Annotated in this window: 22 protein-coding genes; 11 read left to right on the forward strand and 11 right to left on the reverse strand. The window is 31.7% G+C overall.

The window, feature by feature from the left end; genetic code table 11:
- Window positions 1–16: 16 nt before the first annotated feature.
- The 7 genes from HY951_05365 to HY951_05395 all read left to right on the forward strand — a co-directional run bounded on the left by HY951_05365 (window position 17) and on the right by HY951_05395 (window position 3910).
- The gene (locus tag HY951_05365; GenBank protein MBI5539466.1) at window positions 17–694 is read left to right on the forward strand and encodes a hypothetical protein; all 678 of its coding nucleotides are present in this window, start codon (window positions 17–19) and stop codon (window positions 692–694) included.
- 168 nt (window positions 695–862) lie between these two features.
- Entirely contained in the window at window positions 863–1078 is a 216-nt protein-coding gene (locus HY951_05370) for a hypothetical protein (protein MBI5539467.1), read from the forward strand.
- 30 nt (window positions 1079–1108) lie between these two features.
- On the forward strand, window positions 1109–1594 hold the full coding sequence (locus HY951_05375; protein MBI5539468.1) for a universal stress protein: 486 nt from the start codon (window positions 1109–1111) through the stop codon (window positions 1592–1594).
- Between the two features lie 24 nt (window positions 1595–1618).
- Window positions 1619–2107: a universal stress protein gene (locus tag HY951_05380; GenBank protein ID MBI5539469.1), complete on the forward strand. Its 489-nt coding sequence runs from the start codon at window positions 1619–1621 to the stop codon at window positions 2105–2107.
- A gap of 53 nt (window positions 2108–2160) precedes the next feature.
- Window positions 2161–2616, forward strand: a complete 456-nt coding sequence (locus tag HY951_05385; protein ID MBI5539470.1) for a universal stress protein — start codon at window positions 2161–2163, stop codon at window positions 2614–2616.
- A gap of 1 nt (window position 2617) precedes the next feature.
- Window positions 2618–2959 (forward strand): hypothetical protein, encoded by a 342-nt coding sequence (locus tag HY951_05390; GenBank protein MBI5539471.1) that lies wholly within the window; start codon window positions 2618–2620, stop codon window positions 2957–2959.
- Window positions 2960–3019: 60 nt separating this feature from the next.
- A complete protein-coding gene (locus HY951_05395; protein ID MBI5539472.1) occupies window positions 3020–3910 on the forward strand; it encodes a J domain-containing protein in 891 nt (296 codons plus the stop codon).
- 281 nt (window positions 3911–4191) lie between these two features.
- On the opposite strand, the gene HY951_05400 is transcribed toward HY951_05395, so the two are convergent.
- On the reverse strand, window positions 4192–4911 hold the full coding sequence (locus tag HY951_05400; protein MBI5539473.1) for a geranylgeranylglyceryl/heptaprenylglyceryl phosphate synthase: 720 nt from the start codon (window positions 4909–4911) through the stop codon (window positions 4192–4194).
- Window positions 4912–5268: 357 nt separating this feature from the next.
- Here HY951_05400 and HY951_05405 point away from each other — a divergent pair, with 357 nt between their 5' ends.
- Entirely contained in the window at window positions 5269–8949 is a 3681-nt protein-coding gene (locus HY951_05405; protein MBI5539474.1) for a T9SS type A sorting domain-containing protein, read from the forward strand.
- Between the two features lie 62 nt (window positions 8950–9011).
- Window positions 9012–9971, forward strand: coding sequence for a T9SS type A sorting domain-containing protein (locus tag HY951_05410; protein ID MBI5539475.1), 960 nt, complete (start codon window positions 9012–9014; stop codon window positions 9969–9971).
- A 160-nt stretch (window positions 9972–10131) separates the two neighbouring features.
- On the opposite strand, the gene HY951_05415 is transcribed toward HY951_05410, so the two are convergent.
- The 4 genes from HY951_05415 to ssb all read right to left on the reverse strand — a co-directional run bounded on the left by HY951_05415 (window position 10132) and on the right by ssb (window position 13113).
- Window positions 10132–10746, reverse strand: a complete 615-nt coding sequence (locus HY951_05415) for a 4'-phosphopantetheinyl transferase superfamily protein (GenBank protein ID MBI5539476.1) — start codon at window positions 10744–10746, stop codon at window positions 10132–10134.
- Between the two features lie 4 nt (window positions 10747–10750).
- Window positions 10751–11320, reverse strand: coding sequence for a gliding motility lipoprotein GldD (gldD, locus tag HY951_05420; GenBank protein ID MBI5539477.1), 570 nt, complete (start codon window positions 11318–11320; stop codon window positions 10751–10753).
- Window positions 11321–11324: 4 nt separating this feature from the next.
- Complete coding sequence (gene gldE / locus HY951_05425) at window positions 11325–12560, reverse strand: gliding motility-associated protein GldE (GenBank protein ID MBI5539478.1); 1236 nt, start codon at window positions 12558–12560, stop codon at window positions 11325–11327.
- 112 nt (window positions 12561–12672) lie between these two features.
- The gene (gene ssb / locus HY951_05430; GenBank protein ID MBI5539479.1) at window positions 12673–13113 is read right to left on the reverse strand and encodes a single-stranded DNA-binding protein; all 441 of its coding nucleotides are present in this window, start codon (window positions 13111–13113) and stop codon (window positions 12673–12675) included.
- A 391-nt stretch (window positions 13114–13504) separates the two neighbouring features.
- Here ssb and HY951_05435 point away from each other — a divergent pair, with 391 nt between their 5' ends.
- The gene (locus tag HY951_05435) at window positions 13505–13792 is read left to right on the forward strand and encodes an integration host factor subunit beta (GenBank protein ID MBI5539480.1); all 288 of its coding nucleotides are present in this window, start codon (window positions 13505–13507) and stop codon (window positions 13790–13792) included.
- A 221-nt stretch (window positions 13793–14013) separates the two neighbouring features.
- Window positions 14014–15564 carry an Rne/Rng family ribonuclease gene (locus tag HY951_05440; GenBank protein MBI5539481.1) on the forward strand — a complete coding sequence of 517 codons (1551 nt, stop codon included), beginning with the start codon at window positions 14014–14016 and terminating at the stop codon, window positions 15562–15564.
- 58 nt (window positions 15565–15622) lie between these two features.
- Here the strand turns inward: HY951_05440 and HY951_05445 are convergent, their stop codons facing one another.
- The 6 genes from HY951_05445 to HY951_05470 form a co-directional block, all read right to left on the reverse strand.
- Entirely contained in the window at window positions 15623–18457 is a 2835-nt protein-coding gene (locus HY951_05445; protein MBI5539482.1) for a T9SS type A sorting domain-containing protein, read from the reverse strand.
- The gene (locus HY951_05450; GenBank protein MBI5539483.1) at window positions 18454–18837 is read right to left on the reverse strand and encodes a hypothetical protein; all 384 of its coding nucleotides are present in this window, start codon (window positions 18835–18837) and stop codon (window positions 18454–18456) included. Before HY951_05450 ends, HY951_05445 begins: the two co-directional genes overlap by 4 nt.
- 176 nt (window positions 18838–19013) lie before the next feature.
- Complete coding sequence (locus HY951_05455) at window positions 19014–20414, reverse strand: T9SS type A sorting domain-containing protein (GenBank protein MBI5539484.1); 1401 nt, start codon at window positions 20412–20414, stop codon at window positions 19014–19016.
- A gap of 2 nt (window positions 20415–20416) precedes the next feature.
- Complete coding sequence (locus HY951_05460) at window positions 20417–22315, reverse strand: hypothetical protein (protein MBI5539485.1); 1899 nt, start codon at window positions 22313–22315, stop codon at window positions 20417–20419.
- 248 nt (window positions 22316–22563) lie between these two features.
- The gene (locus tag HY951_05465) at window positions 22564–22881 is read right to left on the reverse strand and encodes a hypothetical protein (protein ID MBI5539486.1); all 318 of its coding nucleotides are present in this window, start codon (window positions 22879–22881) and stop codon (window positions 22564–22566) included.
- Between the two features lie 4 nt (window positions 22882–22885).
- Entirely contained in the window at window positions 22886–24982 is a 2097-nt protein-coding gene (locus tag HY951_05470) for a hypothetical protein (protein ID MBI5539487.1), read from the reverse strand.
- Window positions 24983–25286: the final 304 nt, after the last annotated feature.

A 25286-nucleotide genomic window follows, 5' to 3' on the forward strand; every position in this document is an offset into this window, starting at 1 on the left:
AATATATGCATAACAAATGAAAAATATAATAGTTTCGTCAGAATTTGATAATAATGTTTCAAAAGAGCATTTTGTTGATTCAAGTGACCTTCCAGCAGTTCTAGTCGTAACTCCATATTCAAATGAAGAGTCTGATATAGCACTATATTCACGTAATTTAATTAAAATTATTAACGAAAAATTTATTAATTTAATTTCTGTTCAGGTTTGTGCGTTAGAAATAGGGAATAAAAAACATTTGTACTCCAATGAGGTTAAGTACATAATTAATACTTCTTTAGTTGAAGAATATGTAAAATTAGCAATAAATATAAATAATGAAGAACATTTAAAAATTATTCTATTACAATATGAATTAGTATTATTTATAGCACAGGAAAAAGCTTTTATTCAATTTCTATACGAGGTATCAAAACCAGTTATTATTTTTTTTCATACTGTATTACCAAACCCAGACGAAGAATTAAAATCAAAAATTAAAAATATAGTAGATGTTTGTGAATCCATAATAGTATTTAATAATATTTCGTTTGAAATATTATTAAACCAATATGATGTTCCTGGAATAAAGATTTATTTATATCAAATAAATAATTCTTGTACATATTGTTTTAACATTGAAAATGCAAATATGCATCTAAATCAGGAGGCTGGATCGGCAATTAGTTATCTTATGAAAAGGTTAGCATTTTAAAAGCATAACAATTATTAAAAATTAACTTTAGTTAAAATTTTGTTTCACATTAAAATGTGTGAATGATGTAACTATTTTCCTTAATTATGTAATGCTTTTTCCTTCCAAATCTGGTAGGTTTGTTTAAGAATATATTAAAACATATATGATTAATCAAATTTTAAAAACATGAAAAATTCATTTTACTTTCTTGCTGTATTCACTATTTTTTTATGGCTTATTTTATTTCTCGGATTTAATACCAATAATGGTATTCATCTTTTACTATTAATTGCTGGCATTATGGTTATTATTAGAATTGGATTTGACAGCGAATTTTCAATCAGTAAAATAAGAAAGTATAAATACTTTAAGTTTGACACAGTTAAAAAATTTTTAACATAATAAAGAAAATTAACCTCAAAAACAAATATTATGAAAACAAATAAAATGAAAAAGGTTTTAATTGCTTTAGATTATAATGATACTGCACAAAAAGTTGCAGAAGAAGGATTCGCACTAGCAAAAACTATTGGATCTGAAGTCATTTTAATTCATGTGATTTTAGATGCTGTAAATTATACATCAACAGGACATATAACAATAATGGGGTTTGCCGGAAATATGGATATAGCATCAATACCTATGGATAGTGTTGAAGGTTTAAAAAAAGCGTCGCAACATTTTCTTGATAAATCAAAACAGCATCTTGGTGATGATTCAATTAAAACTGTAATAAAGGAGGGTGATTTTGCTGAAACTATATTAAAAGCAGCAAAAGATCTAAAAGTAGATGTTATTGTAATGGGATCACATAGTCAAAAGTGGTTGGAAAATATTGTTATGGGAAGTGTTACAGAAAAAGTATTACGTAATACTTTAATTCCATTATATATAATTCCTACAAAAAAGCAGAAATAAAAAAAATGATTAAAACAAAATACAATGAAAATAAATAGCAAAGTATTAATTGCATTGGATTATGATTTTACAGCTCAAAAAATTGCAGAAACCGGATTTGTCATGGCAAAAGAAATGGGTGCTGAAATAATACTTCTGCATTTAATTACAGATAAAACATATTATACTGCTCTTGAATATACCCCCATCAAAAAACTAATGGGTTTCAGTATGGCAGATACAAGTGATTTATTTGAAAAAAATGGTCTTAAAAAAACAATGATACATTTTCTGGAAAAAACAAAAGAACATCTTGCAGATGAAACTATTCAAATACTTGTAAAGGAGGGAGATTTTGCAGAAACAATATTAAAAACGGCAATAGAAAAAGATGTTGATATTATTGTTATTGGCTCTCATAGTCGGAAATGGTTAGAGAATATTGTTATGGGAAGTGTAACTGAAAAATTATTAAGACTGACCACCATTCCTCTTTATATTATTCCTACAAAAAAACACAATTTGTTTGATTAAAAACATTAATAAAGAATATTTAATTAATCAAATATATTACAACAACAATAAATATGAAAGTAAATAAAATAAAAAAAGTGTTGATAGCTCTTGATTATGGTCCAACTGCTAAAAAGGTTGCTGAGACCGGATTCTCATTAGCTAAATCAATTGGAGCCGAAATAATTTTGATTCATGTTGTAGTTGAATATGTTTACTATTCAATAGGATATCTGAGTATGGGTCCAATGCAATTAGACAGTATTGGTGAATTGAATGAAGCGTCTCAAAAATTTCTTGATAAAACAAAGAAGCATTTAGGTGATGATACAATTCAAACTATTATAAAAGAAGGCGACTTTGCTGATTCTATTTTACTGGCTGCAAAAGAATCGCATGCTGATTTAATTGTTATGGGTACTCTTAGTCAGAAATGGTTGGAGAACCTTGTTATGGGAAGTGTAACAGAAAAGGTTTTACGTCATACAACTAAACCTCTATTTATAATTCCGACTAAAAATAACAGGTAAATTGAACTCTAATATTGCATTAAAGGAGTACAAGGGACTTAGTGCCGGTAAGGCTAGAGAAAAGCTACTGGCAGAAGGTTATAACAATTTACCATCTTCAAAACCAAAAAACTTTTTTTCAATAGCTCTTAAAGTAGTTAAAGAGCCTATGTTTATACTTTTAGTTGCCTGTGGAGCTCTTTATCTATTTTTGGGTGATGTGCAAGAAGGATTAATGCTTTTAGGTTTCGTATTTGTAATAATGGGAATTGAGTTTTTTCAAGAAAAGAAAACTGAAAAAACTCTAGATGCATTAAAGGATAATCTGTTGTTTAACTGGATTATTAAGTATCATTTGGTTTGAGATATATAAGCTTTTCAAACTTAAGCAAAGAATGCCATTCTAACATAATACAATAATCAAATGACCTTTGTAGACTATTATAAAGTATTAGGTGTTACAAAAACGTCAACTCCTAAAGACATTAAAAATGCTTACAGAAAATTGGCCAGAAAATATCATCCTGATTTAAATCCTAATGATAAAAAGGCAAAAGCTAATTTTCAGCAGGTAAACGAGGCTAATGAGGTGCTAAGTGATCCCAAAAAGCGCGAGAAATATGATCAGTATGGAAATGATTGGCAGCATGCGGATGAATTTGAAAATACAAAACGAAGTCAAAAACAATATGCAAATACTAGTGGACAAAGAAATCAAGGACATCAATCTGGAGCTGATTTCTCAGATTTTTTTGAATCAATGTTTGGCGGGTCGTCAGGTGGTATGGGTAGAGGTAGACAGGCAAAATACAAAGGAGAAGATTATAATGCAGAATTGCATATAGATTTTATCGATACATATAGGACTCATAAACAAACATTAACTGTTAACCAGGAAAAAATAAGAATTACAATTCCGGCAGGTATTGAAAACAAACAAACAATTAAAATTACAGGACATGGAAGTAATGGGGTTAATGGTGGACCAAATGGTGATTTATTCATAACATTTCTAATTGTAAATAATACAAAGTTTAAGAGAATTGAAAATAATTTACATGCTTCTGAAGATTTAGATTTATTTACTGCAGTTTTAGGTGGTGAAATAACAATTGACACATTGGATGGAAAAGTAAAACTAAATGTGAAACCAGAAACTCAAAATGGTAGTATTATAAAGCTAAAAGGAAAAGGATTTCCTGTTTATAAAAATGAGGGGCAATTTGGAGATTTATATTTAACATATAACATTAAAATTCCAACAAACTTAACAGATCAGCAAAAAGCATTATTTGAAGAGTTATCTAAAAGTTGATTGAAGTTACATATACAATTTATATAAGGACTAAATGGAAATAAGTGGAATCAATAAGCGCTTCTTATACTCCTGATTGGATTCGAAGGAAGGCAGAGTGTTAAATGTTTATTTATTCGAAATTCGAATTGCCTAAGCTAAGTGTAGGACTGGAAATTGGATTTTATTAGTTAATAGATGGCAAAAAGTATGATGTCATTCAGAACTCCGCTGCGGCGGAGTGAAGAATCTGGTACGTGTCTAGATTCTTCGCTTTGCTCAGAATGACATACTGCTTATTTCTAGTTTTTTAAAACCTTTCCAAGTTTTTTTATAACAGTTTTATCTTTTTCTACTGCAGTGCCTATTACAGCAATGTCAGCTCCGGCTTTAAAAATTGAGTTTAATTGTTTGGCATCGTTAATTCCACCTCCAACAATTAAAGGTATTGAGACAGTTTTTTTTACTTCTTTAATTATTTCTTCTGAAACGGAATTGTTAGCTCCACTTCCTGCTTCAAGGTAAATAAGTTTTAACCCGAGCATTTCTCCCGCTAACGCAGTTGACTTTATTATGTCAATTTTTGAAGCAGGAATTGCTTTTGTATTGCTCATGTATTCTGTTGAAGAAACCTTTCCTCCATTAATTAATATATATCCTGTGGGTATTGTTACCAGTTTATACTTTTTAATTACCGGTGCAGCATTAACGTGGTGACCAATTAAATATTCGGGATTTCTTCCTGAAATTAACGACAAAAGTAATAAGCCATCAGCATTTGGTGTGAGCTGAAACGGACTTCCGGGAAATAAAACAACAGGAATATTACATGATTTTTTTATTTTCTCAACTAATTCGTCAATCGGTTCGGTAACTAAACTACCACCTACAAAAATAAAACTGAACCAATTTGCTTCAGCTTCTTTGGCAAGCTTTGCCGCCTCTATACCTGATGTTTTGTCAGGATCAATAAGCAAAGCCAGCTTTTTGTTTTTTGTAGTAAACTTAGAATATAGATTCATTTTACAAACCTACAAGTATTTTTTAATATATAAATAAAAGGTTAGTAGATAAAAAATATAATTATTCTATTACGCATGTATACAGGCACATATAATGTATGATAAAAAATAATTAACTATTTGTGGTTACTAAATTAAAGTTATTCGACTATGGGGTGTTAAATGCATATAATTAAAAAACTAAAATCATTAATCATTTAAAAGAATAAAGAAAAATAAATAACAAATCAAGCTATTCAAGGTAAATGGCAATTTGTGCGTCAACATAATTTTATTGTAACAAATATCAAATGTCTGACGAAAGCGGTATGTGTTTTAAAAAATAATGTTTATATGTAATAATTAAAAACAGCAAAAATGAAAAAACTATTTCTAACTTTTTTTACAGCATTAATGATTATACTTAACATTAATGCACAAACGGGGTCTAGTTGCAATAACCCATATTTGCTATCGCTTAATAGCGAGGGAGAATTTACAGGAAGTATACTAATTAGTAGTTCGCCATTTTGGATTTCGTTTATTCCTGAATCAGATTCATATAATATTGACATTTTTAATGGACCAAATGTACAGTCCCTTGATTTAATTTCTGGTAGTTGCTCACAGCAAACAGTAATTGTAAGTAAAACTGATAGTCTATCTATTAATTATCGAAGCTTTATTTCTGGTAATCAGTATTATTTGAAAATTATTAGTTCGAATATTAATACTAATATTAATTTAAATCTATTTAAATCAATTGATGACGTAAATCCACCACCACCGGTTTCTAATTGTAATAATACTTGCCCTTACTCTTCAGGTAATCTTGTAGGTCAGAATTGGAATTTCTCTACTGGTACTACCACTGGTTTTCAATCCACATATGCATATGAAACACCTAGTGGGCTGCTTAGCACAGGCGCAATTACTATTGTAAATAACTCAAATGCTGCAGTAACTTCTTGGAATAATACTACAACTGGAGCCCCTTTCTTGTGTGTAAATGGAAGTAGTCCTTTATCATATTTTTTAAGGAAAACTATAACTGGATTAACAATTAACAGGAGGTATTATTTACTTGTAAAAGTCAGAAATCCAAATACGGAAGCGTCTACTACATATTCTATTCCTGAATTTAAAGCTCGAATTAACGGCATAGATGTTATTCCAGGGACATTGATCCCTAGAAATAATTCTGTTAATGTCTGGTACCAATTATGCGGAACATGGATTGCAACTTCATCTACAGCAAATATTGATTTGTGGATCTGGCCACCTATTAGCGGTAGTGGAGATGATTTGCTTGTTGATGAGATTGAATTTTATCAATTAAACTCACCTTTAATTACAGCTTCTGCGTCTCCATCAACAGTTTGTTTGGGAGCAAGTGTAAATCTAACATCAACGTATGGACCATCATATGTCTACCAATGGACAGGTCCGGGAGGGTTTCAGGCAAATAGTCAGAATACCACTGTCACTCCAACATCGTCTGGAGCATATACTGTTGTTGCGACTTATCCTGCTGGCTGTACAGGTTCATCAACTGTTAATGTAACAGTGAATCCAATACCAGTAGTAACAACTAATGCCTTCAGCAACATTTGCTCAGGTAGTACATCCAATATTATTTTATATAGCAATGTGCCTGGAACAACATTTAGTTGGACTGCAACCTATAATTCTGTAACAGGTGGTGCGGCATCAGGTATATCAAACCCGATTACTCAAACTTTAAATACAACTGGTTCTTCTCCAGGAACAGCTACTTTTATTATTACTCCAACAGCTAACGGTTGTACCGGATTGCCTGTAACTGTAACAATTAATGTAACACCGAATCCTATGAGTTCAATAGTTACTTCTCCAACTAGTGTACAATGTTATGGACAATGTAATGGGCAGGCTACGGTTAATACACCTATTATTGGTGGAACACCACCATATACATATTTATGGAGCAATTCACAAACAACAAATCCAGCTGTTAACCTCTGCGCCGGTACTTATTTTGTTACAGTCAGAGATGATGTAGGATGTACTAAATCTAGTTTTGTAACAATTACTCAGCCAACTAATATTGGTTATACAATAACCAAAACTCAACCAGGTTGTAATGGAGTTTGTAATGGGCAGATTACCCTTAATCCAACTGGTGGCACTCCACCATATACATATTTATGGAACACCACACCTCCACAAACAACAGCTACAGCAACTAACTTGTGTGCTGGTTCTTATGGTTTTACGATAACAGATCAAAATAATTGCACTGTTTCATCATTAACCAATTTAACAAATTCATCAACTAGTGGTTGGCCTTGGGAAATGGTAAACACTACCGGTTATCAGGAAATTTGTGATATGGTTTACGACAACAATTATATTTATGCAATTGGTATGGCAAATGGAGATTTTACATTGGGTACAACTACATATAATCTTGGCACATCATTTAGCCCTTATTGGAATTGGTATAGATGGATTTACGTTGTAAAATTAGACTATTGTGGACATGCAATAGATGGAAAAATTTATGGGTATTTATATGATCCTATTTATGCTAATAATTCGCCAGTCAAAACGGGTAGATTTCAAATTGATAAATTAGTTGATGGCAGTGGAAATTTAACTAAAATTGTTGTTGCAGGTATTTACGATTATTCAATGAATTTCACTAATGGGTTACCGGCTCTACCAAATACGAATTATTCAGATATATTCCTAGCATATCTTGATCCAGGCAATTTGTATTGCAGTAATGGAAGTGATCAGATTTCTTTTTCGAGTGGGAATTCCTTAGATTATGCATTAGGGCTCTCGACCGAAGGGCAGACAGCATTTATTACTGGTGATTTTATGGGCACATCCATAAACTTTTTAAATCCGGTAACTGCTACAAACACCACTTTGACTAATGCATCGGCTTATGCTGATTTATTTATTGCAAAATATGATTGGAACACCACTTTAAGTAAACCCGAATTAAAATGGGCTTTTAATAATTATAATGGAGCGCCAAATACCTTGAACGATTGGGGATTTAATATGAAGTTTATAAATGACATCAATGGTGGAAAATTATATTTTACATCAATGACCGCCAATTCTACTTATGGTAATGTATCGTTTTTATGGTGGGTAAATGCTACCACAGGTGCATATCAGAATTATTCGAGACTGGGCACCGGAACACAATACTTCGGAGTAACTGATATGGCTACCTATAGTGGCAAATTGTTTTTAAGTGGATATTATCAGTCGGTTTATAACCAGAATAGTACTGCAAACAAGCAGGCATTTGTATATGTTTACCCTAGCCCTTCTACTGCCATAACATGGAATACTTCTAATCTTAAACTATCACCACAAGCTGATCCTGCAAACTGGGCCACAAAGCTGGCTGTAAATACTACAACCGGTGATGTTTTTGTTTCAGGTACTTTTGCTTCTTCTGCATTTTACTTCGATATCCCTTTTCAAATTAGTCTTGCTATAGGTACAACACAAAATCAATTTATTACAAAGTTCAATTCAAACTTAAGTGGCATTTGGAATAAGGGTATCTTTAGCGGAATCTCCGGTAGCTTTTCATCAGCGAATGCAGTGGTTTTCGATAATACACATAATATGTTTTATATTGGTGGAGCTTTTAACGGTACTATTAACCTTGAAAACGGATCGCAGCAAATGGTTTCAACCACAGGAACTACCGATGCATTTGTTGCCCGCTTTAGAGATAACGGAACCAATGCAACATACTTGCGACCGGTAAACCCTCAGTTGATAAACGATTCTATTTCTGTGGTAAATAATGATTTGGTAAAGGTTAACCCCAACCCAAGTAATGGTACTTTTGAAATTACTACAGAAAGTAATGCAACAATTGATAATATTATTGTAAGCGATATTACAGGAAGAATAGTTTATAATGATAGACCTGTAAGTAGTTCTATAAAAATTGACTTGTCTGATTTGTCGATAGGTACATATTATTCAATTTTTACTTCTAACAATAAAGTTTCTTACAAAAAACTTGTTATTATTAAATAAACTACATTAATTTAGGAGCCTGCTTTTGCAGGTTCCTTTTAATATTAAATTCATAATATATCATGAAATTGTTTCTTCTAGTTTTTATTTTCATCTCCTGCAATTCTTTTTCTCAAAACATAGTAATCAATCCAAGTTTTGAAGATAATCTTACTTGTCCATATGATGCAGGTTTAATGTATTTATGTAATCACTGGAATTCGTTTAGAGAAACTCCAGATTACTTTAATACTTGTTCTTCAAACCAAATCATCATGCCACCAAATAATTATGCAGGGTTTCAATTTCCACATACGGGCAGTGCTTATTCAGGAATGTATTCAGCGTATCTATTAGCATCAAATGCTAGAGAATATATTGGCTCAAATTTAATATCTACGTTAATTATTGGGCAAAAATATTATGTCTCATTATTTATTAATTTAGGAGGTGAGGTTAATAGTTACATGACCACAGTTGCAATTAATAAAATGGGAGTTAAGTTTTCTACTGTTCCATATTCATGGGGTGCTCCAGTGCCCATTACAAATTCTGCTCATGTGTATACAGATAGTATTATTACCGACACTATTAACTGGACAAAAATATCAGGATCATTTGTTGCCGATTCTGCTTATAATTATATTATGATTGGCAATTTTTTTGATGATTCAAACACAGAATACATTTTGATTGACAAAGATGGAATTATGGCATATTATTTTATAGATGATGTATGCGTAACAACGGATTCGTTATTTAATGAGAACTGGACTGGAATAAATGCACTTTATGAAAACAAAAATGAAACTATAACAATATACCCAAATCCATGTTTTAACGAACTTAATTTAAAGTTTAACAAAGAGCCTAACGCAATAAATACTTTAAGCATTATAGATATTACTGGCAAAACAATATTACAAACCAAAACAACTGAAAATGAGTTTGTTTTTAATACCGAAAAACTTGCAAAGGGGTTATATTTGGTAAAGCAGGAGAGTGGAGATAATGTGTTGCTAACAAAGTTTACAAAAGAGTGAAATGTATTGAGTGGTGTGAAGATTCTGAAACAATTCGCGGCGGAGAACGGAATGACGGTGGTGGGTTTGTAAGCTTCCACATTCTTCGGCCATTTTAAAATAGAGAACTAAAAAAAGTTTTATTAATTTTGTGTATCTCTGTGAAATTTGTGTCTTTGTGTTAACTTTCTACAACCCATACAATAACAAATTTATCATTAACAATATATTGTAATTCAATATTTATAAAAGAATCTTGAAATATTACCTTAGCATTTAATTTACTTTTATTAAAAATTGTAAATTTTTCAATAATAATATCTCTGTCAAATTCCAGAAAACTATCGGAAAGTTTATAAATGGCTTCTTTTGCACACCATATTAAATAGAGCATTTCGGTTTTCTGAGTTTCATTTTCTAAATATTCTTTTTCGGAAGTGTGAAGAAATTTATGAGCTATTTTATGAATTCTTGGAGTTATTTCTTCAATATCAATTCCTACTTTTTTATTTTTACTGGTAATAACAGTAGCATAATTTTGAGAATGTGAAATGCTAATGTTATCAGATTTATCAATTAATACCGGCTTTAAAATATTGTTATAACTATATGTAGTTTTAGCATGAAAAATATTTTCTAATATAAAATGAGTTGTTTGCCATTCTTTTTTTCTTTTTATACTTTTAAATATCTGGGTATAAAAATCAGAATAATTTAGCGATAAATCCTCAGAAATAATAGGGCAGAGGGCAATTATACAATCAGAATCATTTTTTATGTATTCAACTTTAGGCATTTTGTTATTTCCAGCGTATGGTTTCTACAATGTGAGTAATATCTTCCTCAAGAAAATTTATTACTGGAGCCAGACTGTCTTTATTTGGTTTAACCTCAAAATACAATGCTCCCCTTACCAGGTTATTTAAGCTGTCGGTAACATAAAATTGTATGCTGGAGGCAGCATTTCCTTTAATTTCATATAAGGTTCCGTACACTTTGTTAATTGAATCTGAATATGGAACTTCTTTTATGGCATCGGCTTTAATATCATGTTTATATACAAGAGTTCTACATTCTTCTATAGCTTCATTTAAGTCGCTTGTAACTTTAATATAACTTAAATGTATTTTGGCTTTAAAATCCGGAAAATTTAAATTTAACCAGCAAGGTAGTGCGTTTGTCTGATCGCTGACATGAGCCTGTGAATACAATGGATATTCAAAAGTGTATGGACAGTCTTTATCATAAACCTGATATTTTTTTTCGGGTAAATCTATTCTGAAATATCCGGCTGGTTTAGGAATATAGTCCTGATTACATGATATGAGCAGTAATAAAGTTGAAACTAAAAACAAGTATAGTGTTTTCATAAAATTAAGTTGTTGAATCTTTTTCAAGATTTACAATTAGCTGTTTTATTCTTCTGTTATCAACAGATTTTATTTTAAAATTTATTTTTTCAATTTTAATTAGTTCATTTTTTTGAGGAATGCTTCCCTTAATTTCAAGAATTAATCCGGCAAGAGTTTCTGCTTCTCCTTTAATACTATCAAAATAGTTGTCGGCTACGTTAACAGCTCTGTAAAAATCATTTAAAAGTGTTTTTCCTTCAAAAAGATATTCTGTTTCAGAGATTTTTACAAAACTTGTATTTTCTTTATCGAATTCATCATCAATATCACCAACTATTTCTTCTAAAATATCTTCTAATGTAACAATACCAGATGCTCCACCATATTCATCAATTACAACTGCCATATGAATTTTTTTAAGCTGAAACTCTTCAAGTAAATCATTAATCTTTTTAGTTTCGGGTATAAAATATGGAGGTCTTATAAGAGATTGCCAGCGAAACTCAGTTTTGTGAATATGTGGTAGCAAATCCTTAATATATAGTATTCCTTTTACATTATCAAAACTATTTGATATTGCTGGAATTCTGCTATAACCTGATTCAATAATAATAGAAACTACCTTAGAAAATGGATATTTCATATCAACGGTAACTACATCCATTCTGGAAATAATTATTTCCTTTACATCAGTATTACCAAAGTTAACAATACCTTTTAAAAGTTTTTCATCATCCCTAAGTTCTGTTGATGCAAGGTCAATAGCGTGTGATAAGTCGTTTATTGACACAGCTGTTTGCCTTTGCACTCTTTGTTTTATTACATCTGAGCTTTTAACAAGAAGGAATGTGATAGGAAATAGTAGCTTGGATAGAAATGTAATAGTTGTGGCCATAAAATTCGCAGTTCTCATTCTAAATTGAGTTGCAAATGCTTTGGGAAAAATTTCTCCAAAAAATAATATAATTAATGTAATAACTACTGCCTGAAAAATAAATATTACAAGATTTGATGCTCTTGGGAAATAGGAATTAAAAATTGCAGTAGAAACCCATGTGGAAATAATAACAATTCCAATATTTACAAAGGTATTTGCAATTAAAATAGTTCCAATAAGTTTTTCAGGATTGTCAAGCAATTTAAGAATCTTGTTGCCTTTAGAATTTGGTTTTTTCTTTAATTTTTCAATTTCTGAAGGAGTAAGTGAAAAATAAGCAACCTCACTGGCAGACATCATTCCTGAAAGAATAATTAAAATTATAATTACAATTATTCCGGATATTTGTCCGAAAGTGATATTATTCAGCACAATGTTACAAATTAACATTGCCGAAGGAAATGGGTCGGCTTCCAATTAAATAATATTTAAATTAAAAAGGTAAATCGTCAGTAGGAGCACCCTGGTTAATGTCAATCTGATTTGTTGCTACATCATTTTGAACAATAGAGTTAGTGCCATTATTCTGAAAATCATCAGAATTTTCTCTTTTCCCCAATAACGTCATATTATCAGCTGTTATCTCGGTAAAATATTTTTTATTCCCGTCTTTATCATCATAAGAGCGTGAACGGATTTTTCCTTCAATATATAATTGACTGCCTTTTTTTACATATTTCTCTGCAACTTGCGCAAGACCTCTCCATAATACAATATTATGCCACTCTGTGTTTTTAACTACTTCTCCGGTTGATTTTTTATAAGATTCTGTTGTAGCAAGTGTAAAACGGGCAACTGCAACATTGTTTTCCAAATAACGAACTTCAGGATCTTTTCCTACATTACCTACTAAAATTACTTTATTTACAGACATATTAAGTTTGAATTTTTTATATTCAAAGATAAATAAAATTTAATGAATCATAAAAATGTATTTATTCTCATATTAATTATAGGCATTATTGTATTGTAATTAAAAAGCCTTTGTAGATAAGGGTTTAGATACACAAGGCATATGTTAAGCTATTTTGGTTATTACTAACTTTTATACATTGCTAGTTTAATAATAGCTTAACTTTAATGTTTATATACCAGCAAATTAATACGTCACAGAATATTAAGCATTGGTCAACATATATCAGACAATTAAAAAATTATGAAACAAAAAATGTTAATTATATTTTTTGGAATTAAAATTTACTGCTATATTTGCCGACTGAAAAATATTATTAGTAAACAGTTGTAAAAATAAAAACTATTTTAAAATGACAAAAGCAGACATCGTAAACGAGATTTCCAAACACACTGGAATCGAAAAAGTAACTGTTCAAAAAACAGTTGAATCATTCATGGATACCTTAAAAGGATCAATGGTAAAAGGTAACAATGTTTATTTAAGAGGCTTTGGTAGCTTTATTATTAAAAAGAGAGCTAAAAAAACAGCTAGGAATATTTCTAAGAATACAACTATTATTATTCCAGAACATTTTATTCCTGCTTTCAAACCTGCTAAATCTTTTTCAAGCAAAGTTAAATCTCATATTAAAAAATAATCAGTATCTTACTGAAAATTTGTTATGCCAAGCGGAAAAAAGAGAAAAAGACATAAAATGTCTACTCATAAGCGTAAAAAACGCTTAAGGAAAAATAGACACAAGAAGAAAATTCGTTAGTAATTTACTTGTGTTTGTTAAGTTAATATAATAAACCTATAGTACTTTTGTTCTATAGGTTTATTGTATTTATATTAGTTAGTATTATTAATAATTAAGATGTGACTAGAGAACTTGTTTTAAACGTTACTTCAAATGAGATATCGATTGCACTTTTAGAAGATAAGCAACTCGTTGAATTAAATAAAGAAAAAAATAATTTACGCTTTTCGGTAGGTGATATTTATCTTGGTCGTGTAAAGCGTATTATGACTGGACTTAATGCAGTTTTTGTTGATGTAGGTTATCATAAAGATGCTTTTTTGCATTATTTGGATTTAGGACCACAGGTATTAACCCTTCAGAAATATGTAAATCAAGCATTAACAAGTAATGAAGTTCATACTTCATTACATACATATCGTGTAGGTGAGGATATTGATAAGAATGGAAAAATTGGAAATATTTTAAAATCGGGCCAAACAATTTTAGTACAGATTGCAAAAGAGCCAATTTCAACAAAAGGACCAAGATTAACTTCAGAAATTTCAATAGCAGGCAGAAACCTTGTACTGATACCATTTTCAAATAAAGTATCTGTTTCGCAGAAAATTGAATCAGCCGAAGAAAAACATAGATTAAAAAAGCTGATTCAAAGCATAAAGCCCAATAATTACGGAGTAATAGTAAGAACTGTTGCTCAGGGTAAGAAATTATCAGAACTGGATAATGAGTTACGTGAATTAATACAAAAATGGGAAAATGCTTTTAAAAACATTAAAGAAGTTCAGCCACCAAAGCTAATTATTGGTGAAATTGATAGAACTTCAGCTATACTTCGTGATATGCTAAATCCATCATTTAGTAATATTCATATAAACGAAGAAAATTTATATACTCAGGTTAAAGATTATATTAAGAGTATTGAACCTGAAAAAGAAAAGATTGTTAAATATTATTCAGGCACAAAACCAATTTTTGAGCATTTTAGCGTAGATAAACAAATAAAGTCGCTTTTTGGTAAAACAGTTTCAATGAAATCTGGTGCATACCTTATTGTTGAACATACCGAAGCACTGCATGTTATCGATGTTAATAGCGGAAACAGATCAGTTAGTGAGCAAAATCAGGAACGTAATGCACTTGAGGTAAACTTGCTTTCTGCTGATGAAATAGCCAGACAATTAAGATTGCGTGATATTGGTGGGATCATTGTTATAGATTTTATAGACATGCATGATTCCGAAAACAGACAAAAGGTTTTTGATCATGTTAAAACATTGATGGAGAAAGATCATGCAAAACATCATATCCTTCCTTTAAGTAAGTTTGGCTTAATGCAGATTACACGTCAGCGTGTACGCCCCGAAACAAATATTATAACAATAGAAAAATGTCCTACCTGCAATGGTTCGGGTGAAATTGCGCCATCTGTAGTTTTTGTTGACCAGCTTGAAAGCAATATTGAGTACCTTGTTAAGAAAATAACAAATAAGATATTAGTATTAAAAACTCATCCGTTTGTGTCGGCTTTCCTTAGAAAAGGACTAATGTCACAAAGATTTAAATGGAGTTTACAATATAAGAAAATAATAAAGATTAAATCAGACCCATCATATACCTTTTTAGAGTATCATTTTTTTGAGTCGGGTGGGGAAGAGATTGAAATATAAAAATTAATTAGGAATTAAATAAAAAGAGCGATTGTGAAAACAATCGCTCTTTTTATTTTTACTTTGTTATAATAAGTTTCTGTTGAATGACAGTTTGTTTGTCATTTAATATAAAACTATATATTCCTTGAGATATATCATTAGTGCCTATTACAACATATCCTTTTGCAGAATTACTTGCTTTGATTACGTTTTTCTTTATTGGTCTACCCGTCATATCATATATTGTATAATAATAATTTTCGTTAGGTACACCATTAAAAGAAACAAAAATTTCCTGTGTTGAGCTTGCATAGTATGCATTCAAAGAATTTAAAGTTTCAGTAAAACTATCAGGATTTAATACCTTAACATCTGAATAAGAAAATTTGCCATCTTTATCAGTTTGCTTTAATCTGTAATATGTAGTTTGATTTAGTGCTTCTAAATCAACTGCAGAATAGTATTGTGCAGTATTTGAATTTCCTGCAGAATTAACTTTACTAATAGGTTTATAAATATTAGCATCGTAAGATTTAAGTACAGTAAAGTAATCGTTATTAGTTTCAGAAACTGTGGTCCATTCTAACTGAACAAAATTATTTTTCTTAAATGCATTAAAGTATGATAATTCAATAGGTAGTGTAATAGCACAATCCATAGCTCCACCTTCACTAAAATTCCAAATTAAATCAAAACCAGCTGCACCTGGTGACCAGTTATTAACCATTAAATAATACGATTCACCAGCATTTACAGGCATACTAGATACCCAACTATTACCAGTTACATCTTCAGAAACATCTGTTGCTACATTGTTAGTTCCTGTATTTGTTGGCCAGTTGCTTGCTGCACATGAAACACAATCTACACCTCCACAATCTACTCCGGTTTCGTCAGCATCTTTAACGTTGTTGGAACAATGTGTACCGTCATTAATAAATATGGCATAATCTTCAATTTCGCCATTTGCATATGAAGTACAAGCATTAGCAGCTGGTGGATAACCACCTCGAGCAGTATAAATTCTAAATCCAGTTTTGCCTGCCCGCGCAGTTGGAGGTATTGTTATGCTAATTGGTCCAATAACACCTGGCCCTCCTGTTCCAATTACATAATATTCGCCTGCATCAAATGTAAGGCTTTTATCCCAATCAAACCAAGCAACAACTTCCATCCCATTACCAACAACAGTTACACTTAAATTGTAGGAAGATCCAGAATTTACATTAGTACTTATTGATGTGTAGTTTGAATGATTATCGGTATTTTCAGTTGATGTATTATTAATAGTATTAAAACTCACATTAGAGATATAATAAGAAGCTCCATCTGAAATATTATTGCAATATGTTGGCGAAGCAGCATAAGTACAACTTACAGGATTTCCTAGCGAAGTGCAATTTGTTGCCTGGTATAATGCAAAGTCGTAATCTTCGAAAAAATCTTCGGGTTTTAAATCTAAAGAAAGTCTTCCACTATTTGTAATTTCAAAATAGTACCAACTTGAATAATTCTCACTTAAATTACAGCCACCACATACTGATGTGATTCCAGGTCCTGTGCTTGCGGATGACATATTAGTGGCTCCACAGATTGGTGTTGCTGTGATACAGTCATTATTAGTAAGAGTTGTTCCACAGTCATTACAGCTTAAGTTTATTGACCATCCTGGTCTTTCGTTTACAGCACTTGAATAAAACTGAAAAGTAAGACAGCCACTTTGATCAGTTGAAACAATAGGATTTGCCCATGTACCACCCCCGGTAATCGGAGTTGCTAATGTTCCGGCTCCAACCCATAATGTTGGACTTCCCTGAGTAGGTCCATCCTTTATAAATAGATAATCAGTCCAACCAGCATTATAGTAAATATCCATAGATGTAATAGTTGCCTGTAAACATTTGCCTGGTGCATCCGGACAGAATGTTCTATAAACTCCGTTTATATTAGGTGAATAATAACCAGCACCTCCCAATCCGTCATCTGTGTAAACACCAGCACATGTATTTACCATACAGTCGCCTAAATATGTGCCTTGTAGGCTTGTTGTAGAATGTTGATAATTGCCAGGCGTTTCTGGACAAACTATGTTGAAAATATGAGTAGAGCTAGCAGCATCCTCATCGTCAACTAAAAAATAGTAAGTTAATCCGGCAGTTAAATTAAAAGGACCATATGCACCAGAGGTGCTTATTCTTGAAATGCAATTCCAGCCAGATGACTCACAAGTACCTTCCTGAAAGGCATAAGACATCCAACTTCCATCTGTAGTAACAGAAATATAATAACTATTTGTTGATGGAGCTACGTAGCTATAAATTTTTTCTTTGCCTGGTGTTCCACTTCCACATAAACCTGAGTTCCAAATACCACTACCGCCACCTGAAGTAACAGTTTGGTTAGTTCCACAAGTTGCAATAGAAGTTACACTCGCACATGCACCTAAGCCTGGATCGTATACACAAATAGAAAATGAACCATTATTGTTATTTCCATATTCCCATACTCTTATGTAAATTGTAGATCCAGCAGTTAAGCCTGCTTGATCAATCATAGCCATTAATCCATTATTACTATTGTCATCATCACAATTAATAAGACTAAGGCTTCCGCATGCTCCAGAATATATTGCCATACCTGCATCTGTTACAACACCTGCTTGCGAGTCAAAAATTAAATGTCCTGAAGCAGGTACTACAACTGAGTACCAAACATCACCGCCAAGATAATTTGCACAACCAGGAGCAGGAACACCAGCAGATGCAGTTGCTAAAGCATTTGTTGTTGCAGTATATGAGCAGGTAGCTCCAACTGTTAAAGGAATAGCACCAGCACATTCGTCATTTGCAGGTTGAGCAAAAGCATATGAGACAATTAAAACAAATAAAATGTTTAAAATGATAGATTTCATGCTTTTATTTTGAGTTTAATAAGATAGTTTGATATTTTCTTATCTATGTCTTCTATTGATAATCCTTTATTTAATGTTTGTTTTCGTTCAAGTAAAATTTCATTAAGAGTATTTCTAGTTAAAACATCAATCTCAATTTTATTCAAATCAATTTCCAATAGTTCTTCTAATGTTAAATATTTTTCTCTTAATGTAATTGTATTATTTTGTGTGTTAGAGTTATTTGATTTGTTTGGTGATATCTTTGATGAATTGTCATCTATAATTACACTTATTGTTTCTTTTACTTCAGTATTTGCATTGTTTTGCTCTATGGTTTGACCAATAGCATTATAAAAATTAAAAATTATTAATATTGAAATTAAAAAAGGAGGTTTCATAATAAATATTTTTAAATTTTTAGTTGTATGAGATTGGCGAAATACGAGTATTAACAAATTTACACTATAAAAAACCGGAAGTCAAGTATTTTGTTGTTTTTTTGACAGAATATTAAATAAATTAGATGTATTCTTTTAATTTGTATTTATTCAGCTTTAATTTTTATAATTAATATTTAATGATTTATAATTAAAGCCTTACTTATATTTTTTGTTTCGGTTTGCATTACTAGGTAATACATACCAATAGCTAAATTAGTATCATAAATTCGTGCAGTTTGCTGGAAATCTACTAAATTAATTGTTTTATTTGCAATTACCTGTCCTAAAAGGTTAGTTAATTTAATTTCATATGAAGTACCGGGAATTCCTTGTATGATAGCATCTACATTGTTGTTTGAAGGTGAAACTGGAAGTATATCTTCTTTGAAATTATCTGATTTGCAGTTTAAACTAACTATATTAGAAAATGATTCTTGACCATCTAAATCGTATTGATGTAATCGATAATAACTAGTGCCTATAAAAGGATTAAAATCAACAGCGTTATAGTTTTGAATTATAGAGCTATTGCCTTGTGAATAAACTTGAGTAAAAGACGAAAAATTTTCTCCATCTGGGCTTTTCTCAACAGAAAAATAATTGTTATTAAATTCACTGGCTGTTTGCCAGATTATATTATTTACATTGTTATCACATTCTGCTTTAAAATTAATTAATTCTACAGGTAATGGTGTTGTTGTGCTTCCAAGCGTAATGCGAATAATTCCGCCCACTGAATTATTTACCGAAGTGGATGAAACGAAATCTGCTCCAGCGTTGGGAGTGCTAGTCCTAGGTTCCCAGAATGTTGGTCCTCCATAATTCACTCTTTGAAACATTTGTAAATTTGCTTCAGTATGTCCGTTTAATTCGGGGTTTCCTACACCTCCCCAATAATTAAAATTGTTTACAGAAATTGTAGTCATTGTGGTTGGCTGAATATCATAATAACGGAGAACGCTCCAACTTCCAGAAAAACTTCCTGAGCCTGCTTGTCTAAGATGACCACGTGTTATAACTGTATTACCTAAAGCAACAGTTGGGGTAATATTTAATCCTAAGCCTGCTACATTACCGCTTGGATTAAGACGAGTAGTTTGAATAGTTCCTGATCCCAACCCATCAATTCCAAATCCATCAGTTCCTTTTATTCTATTTGTTTCAGTTTCACCAGAAATGGAACCGGTAGTTGATAAATCTATATTGTTATTTGTTAAATCTATACTTCCTTGTGTAATTAATAGTGTTCCCAATGTGCTAATATTTCTTCCAATTATTATTCCTCCACCAGAATTATTTACTGTTAAATTAGAAAATGATGTTGTGTTTGTTCCCTGAATAGTTTGCAATGTGTTGCCAACAAAGTTTACTGTGCTTCCTGAAACACAATTTACTGTTCCGTTATTTGTCCAGTTTCCATTGGCAGCAATTACAACATTTCCACCTTCAATCCTAAGTTGACCGGCATTAATGAGAAGCCCTTGGGAGAATAGGCATAAAGGAAAAAAGAGAAATATTAATAAAATTGATTTCATTTTTAATTTTTGTTAATTGAAGATATAATGTTTTTTTTAGTCGATTTATTTTCAATAATATTATTGTTTTTGTGTATTGTTTCTTTAGAAAGAGCAGTTTTTTTATTTAAATGTGATGGTACAGAGTCAAAACGTAATTGTTGTCCATCCCACCATATAGGTAAAGCAGAATTATTTAAATCAGATTCGTTAAACATAACACCGTTCATATTAGTTTCATAACTTTTTGGAAGTAATTCTTCAGGTGTAACAGGATTTTCATATCCTTTTCTTGTTCCAACTGCTATCCATGTAAATTGTAATGGTGTAGTTTTATCAAATGATTGATCGCCAGCAACTACTTTAAAACCGTTTTTTGTACAATTATCAATATATAATCCAGCATTTCTGCCAACTGGTGTAACTGTTACTATAACAGGGTCTATATCAGAAGTTACATCTTTAAATGATTTAGAGAAATTAATAATGGTTTCACCGTTAACAAGGGTAGCCGTTCCACGAGCGTAAACATCAACAGTCATTGAACTAGGAACATAAGTAGGTATTCTGGAATCTGAATTTGGAACATCAGCTAATAATGTAATTATATCATTAGAATACTGGCGACCATGAGTATATATGCTATATCTTTCACCTTTTACATTTAACCCATAAATGTTACCATTAATCCAACCACCCATTAAATCACCACTTCCACCCATACCTATCTCAGTTGCTATGTGATTCACACTTTTACCTGCAGTAACACCTCCTCCAACATAGCATAAACCGTATGCAGTTCCTGCGCTATTTAGATAGCCTAAAGATCCCCAATCTGAAGTCCAGTATGTTCCTAAAACTCCACCACTTCTTCTACCTGTACCTGCACCAGCATATCTGCCAACAACACCATAATTGTAAGTTGTTGTTAGCCAAGCTCCATTCCCTTCAACTGCACCAACGTTTGCAGAAAAATAATCAGATCCATTTGCGTTATCAGAACTTTCTCCATATAATCCAACACCGTATGCTGTTCCTGTACAAGAAGCTACACCCATTATTCCATATGAGTCCTGACTTTGACCAACAGCAATACCTTGTACACCAACGGTATATCCCGAATTGCCAGAAGCTGCAGTTCTATTTGAATATCCAAATAATGCTGATTGATAACCACTTAAGGTTGTGCTTGAAACGTTTAATTCTCCGTAATTTGCACATGGGTTATAGGTATCAGATGCATTGTCAACTTTATTAAAACTTGCAATCCATACATTAGAGAAATTTATATTTGCAGCAACAGATGCTGTTCCTGTAGTTCTAAAAAAACCACCAGTTCTGTTAGGATCATCTACAACACCGTATACTGCAGAACCATCAACACTCAAAGTGCCAGAGGTATAATTGCCATTAAATCCAAGATAACCATAAGTTTGATTACCAGAAACGTCAGAAAATCCAACTATAGCAGAAGTTGGTGAGGTTGCTGATTGTGTTCTTGCATAAATTGCATACTGACTTGTAGAACCATCATACCAAACTCCATATGTTTGTCCTGCATCATAAGCTCTGATATTTGCATTAGATATTGGTTGAATATAATTGGCTGCGGCTGGTCTGATCCACCATTCTGTACCAGTTGGAGCTGAAGAAAGTTGGGTCCAGGCAGTTCCATCATAAAACCAAAAACCAATTGATAAATTTGTTTGAAACACTAACAAACCTGTTGCAGGCGCACCAATAGCCAGTCTTTCAGCTTGAGTCATTCTTGGAATAAGTAAACCTCTTGTTGTTGAAGTTATATCAAGCATTGATGATGCAACAGGAGCTAAACCGGAAGTGTTAATTGAAACTTGTGCTTCAGATACTTGAATTGAAAAAAGCAGAATAGTTAAAAACGTGATTGTAAGTGTTGTTTTCATAAATTAATATTTTATCAGTTGCAAATTTATGTTATTTAGCATATCGTGTCAAGTAATTTTACGTTTTTTATTAAAAATAAGTTAGGTGAAAATACCTGAATTATATTTAAAATTGACAATTGATAAAAATATGTAAATTAATAGCATTAAATTAAATGTGAATATTTTGCTTGTTTATGAATGAAAATAAAACTGGGTTTAAAGTAGTACAATTTGGGTTTAATGGTTGCTCTCATAATAAAGATTTTTTATTTAGAATTTGAAATAGTTACGGTAGTTTTTTTATAAACTATAAAATCAAACTTACCATTCATACTGATTTTGGATTCTACAGTAAATGAATAATTATTTTTTTCTGAAATAAATAATTCTAATGGTTGAGTTATCTCTGTAAGAGAGACAACATAGTTTTCGGGATTATCACATTTTTGACATTTAATAACTGCTTTTCCATTTTCTAATATACCATTACCAATTTCAACAATATCAATTTTTTCTCTTGTAATTTCTTGTGATTTTACGGTAATGGTAATTATAACCAAGAGAGATAAAAAAAAAGTTTTCATATTATTAATTTTTTAGAACATATATAATTAATACCCCTTCAGTTGCTTGAGTAGAGTTTCCTCCAACTGAAATAGTACCACTTCCTGACATGTAAGCACGAACGTCAAATGTGTAGTTGCCATTTGCAGGGATTGTATATCTGGCAACGGAAGAAAAATTTTGCCAACCAACCCAATTTGTTCCAGAATAATCCAAACTAAATCTAGAATATCCGCCAATAGCGATCATAACACCATTTGAGAATGCGGCTGTACTAACATCTGCGTGATCACTTGAAGTCATTAATGCATTACCAGAATAATTAATTAATACCCTATCACCGGCAATTAAGCCGTTAATAGTAAGGCTTTCTCCAGGAATAATTTGCCAAGAACCATTCAAAGTAACTGAAGATGTACTTTCAACGCTGTATATCTGAGACGGAGTAATTACACCGCTCCATGTAGGTTCTAATCCCGCTCCTTGTGATATTAATGCTTGACCTGCATTACCTGCTGTACTTGTCGCTAAAATTAATTTCCATGCCTGAGAAGCATTGTTGTTAGTCTTTCGAAAATATAATTCTTGATCAAAAAAACCGCCTGCTAGTTGTAGAGCATAATTATTTCCATTGTTGGAATGTCTGCAATCAATTAAATGCCACCAGCTTCCTGCTCCAGTTGGCCAACTTGTTGCAGGTGCAGGAGCAGATGTTTGAAAAAATCCTGATTGAGTAGCCATTTGCCCGGCATCGTTTCTGGTTTCAGTTCTTGATCGATAAGAACCTGCTGTACCGTCACCGAATCCAAAACTGCCATCTATTTCTAAATCATAAGCTGGAGTTGTAAGTCCTATTCCAACATTACCTCCCATAATTGCAGTTCTTCCAGAACCATAAATTGTTAGATTATCATCAATATCTTCATCCAGATATACATAATTTCCATCGCCAAAATTTAGCCTGGCAGTTGAACCAAATCCACCTGGTCCTATTAATCTAAGAGTGCTAATTGTTCCGCTTTGAATTGTTAATTTATGTGTAGGAGCATTTATTCCAATACCAACTAATCCACCACTTGTAATTCTTGCATTTTCAGAATTATTTGTTCTTATAACAAAATCTACTGCATCTGTTGTTCCAATAAAATTTGTAGAAGCAACAGTTCCAGCATTTCCTAATAAATCCCATGCACTTGTTGTTCCTGAATATAATCTAACCCAAATTGTTCCGTTAAAGTACCAGAAACCTGTAAGTCCATCAGTCTGATACACTAATAATCCTGTGGCAGGAGCAGTTATTGCAGTTTTCTGAGCAAGGGTCATTCTTGGTGTAAGCATACCACTTGTAGTTGAGGTTAAATCTAAAATTGAAGTAACTGCTGGGGATGTTGTTCCGATTCCAATTGAACCATTGGGCATAATTCTCATTTTCTCGGTATAACTGTTTATGTTGTTAGTGAAGAATCTTAAATCACCTGAGGCATTTCCTCCAGCGTATGCGGTTAAATTACTTTCAATTGATCCGGTTCTTCTGTCATTTGTTACTTGAGTTGCTGAAAAGATTAAATTTCCTGTTTTTGCTCCTGCAGTTGTTGAGTGTGTACTTAAAATAAGTTGAGATGGAATAGCACTACCACCGTCATGTAAATGTAATATAGATGCATTACCATCTAAATTTGTTACAGGAAATGAAGTTCCAATTCCAACGGTAGGATATACACTGCTTTTTATTAGTATTTTATTTATATTATTTGTTCTGAATTGAAGATCTTGACCATCTGTAGTTCCTAAGAAATTTGTTGCTGAAGAAGTTCCGGTATTTCCTAGTATATCCCATGCATTTCCACCAAATAATCTAATCCATGCAGTGCCATTAAAATACCAGAAACCATTTTGTCCGTCAGTTTGATAAACCAGTAATCCAGTTGCAGGTGCAGCAATAGCTGTCTTTTGTACAAGTGTCATTCGTGGAATAAGCAACCCACTAGTAGTTGAAGTAATATCCAACATTGATGATGCAACCGGGGCAAGTCCGGAAGTATTTATTGAAACTTGAGCTTTTGAATTTTGGGAAATAAAACAATAGAGCAATATAATTGCAATTGTTAGTTTAGTTTTCATAGGGTTAGGTTTACACTTTACAAAAATAAACCAAATTAAGGTGACATTCAAGTGTTTTATTGATTTAATTTCATGTAGTTATAGCTGTTTAAACAAATATTAAAATTAACTAAATCGAATAAGTTCAAAGCTGTGTTACGATACATAAAATGTAATAACATGTTAAAATTGTTAATATAGTGTTGAAAAATATCATATTATGATTTCTATATGTAAAATAAAAAAAAGATGTTCTGCAAAATATTTATTTAATGTTTTTTATATGATTTTCATTTTTTTTTGGATTTTAAATGCACTATTTATT

Source organism: Bacteroidia bacterium, assembly GCA_016218155.1.
Lineage (GTDB): Bacteria > Bacteroidota > Bacteroidia > Bacteroidales > GWA2-32-17 > GWA2-32-17.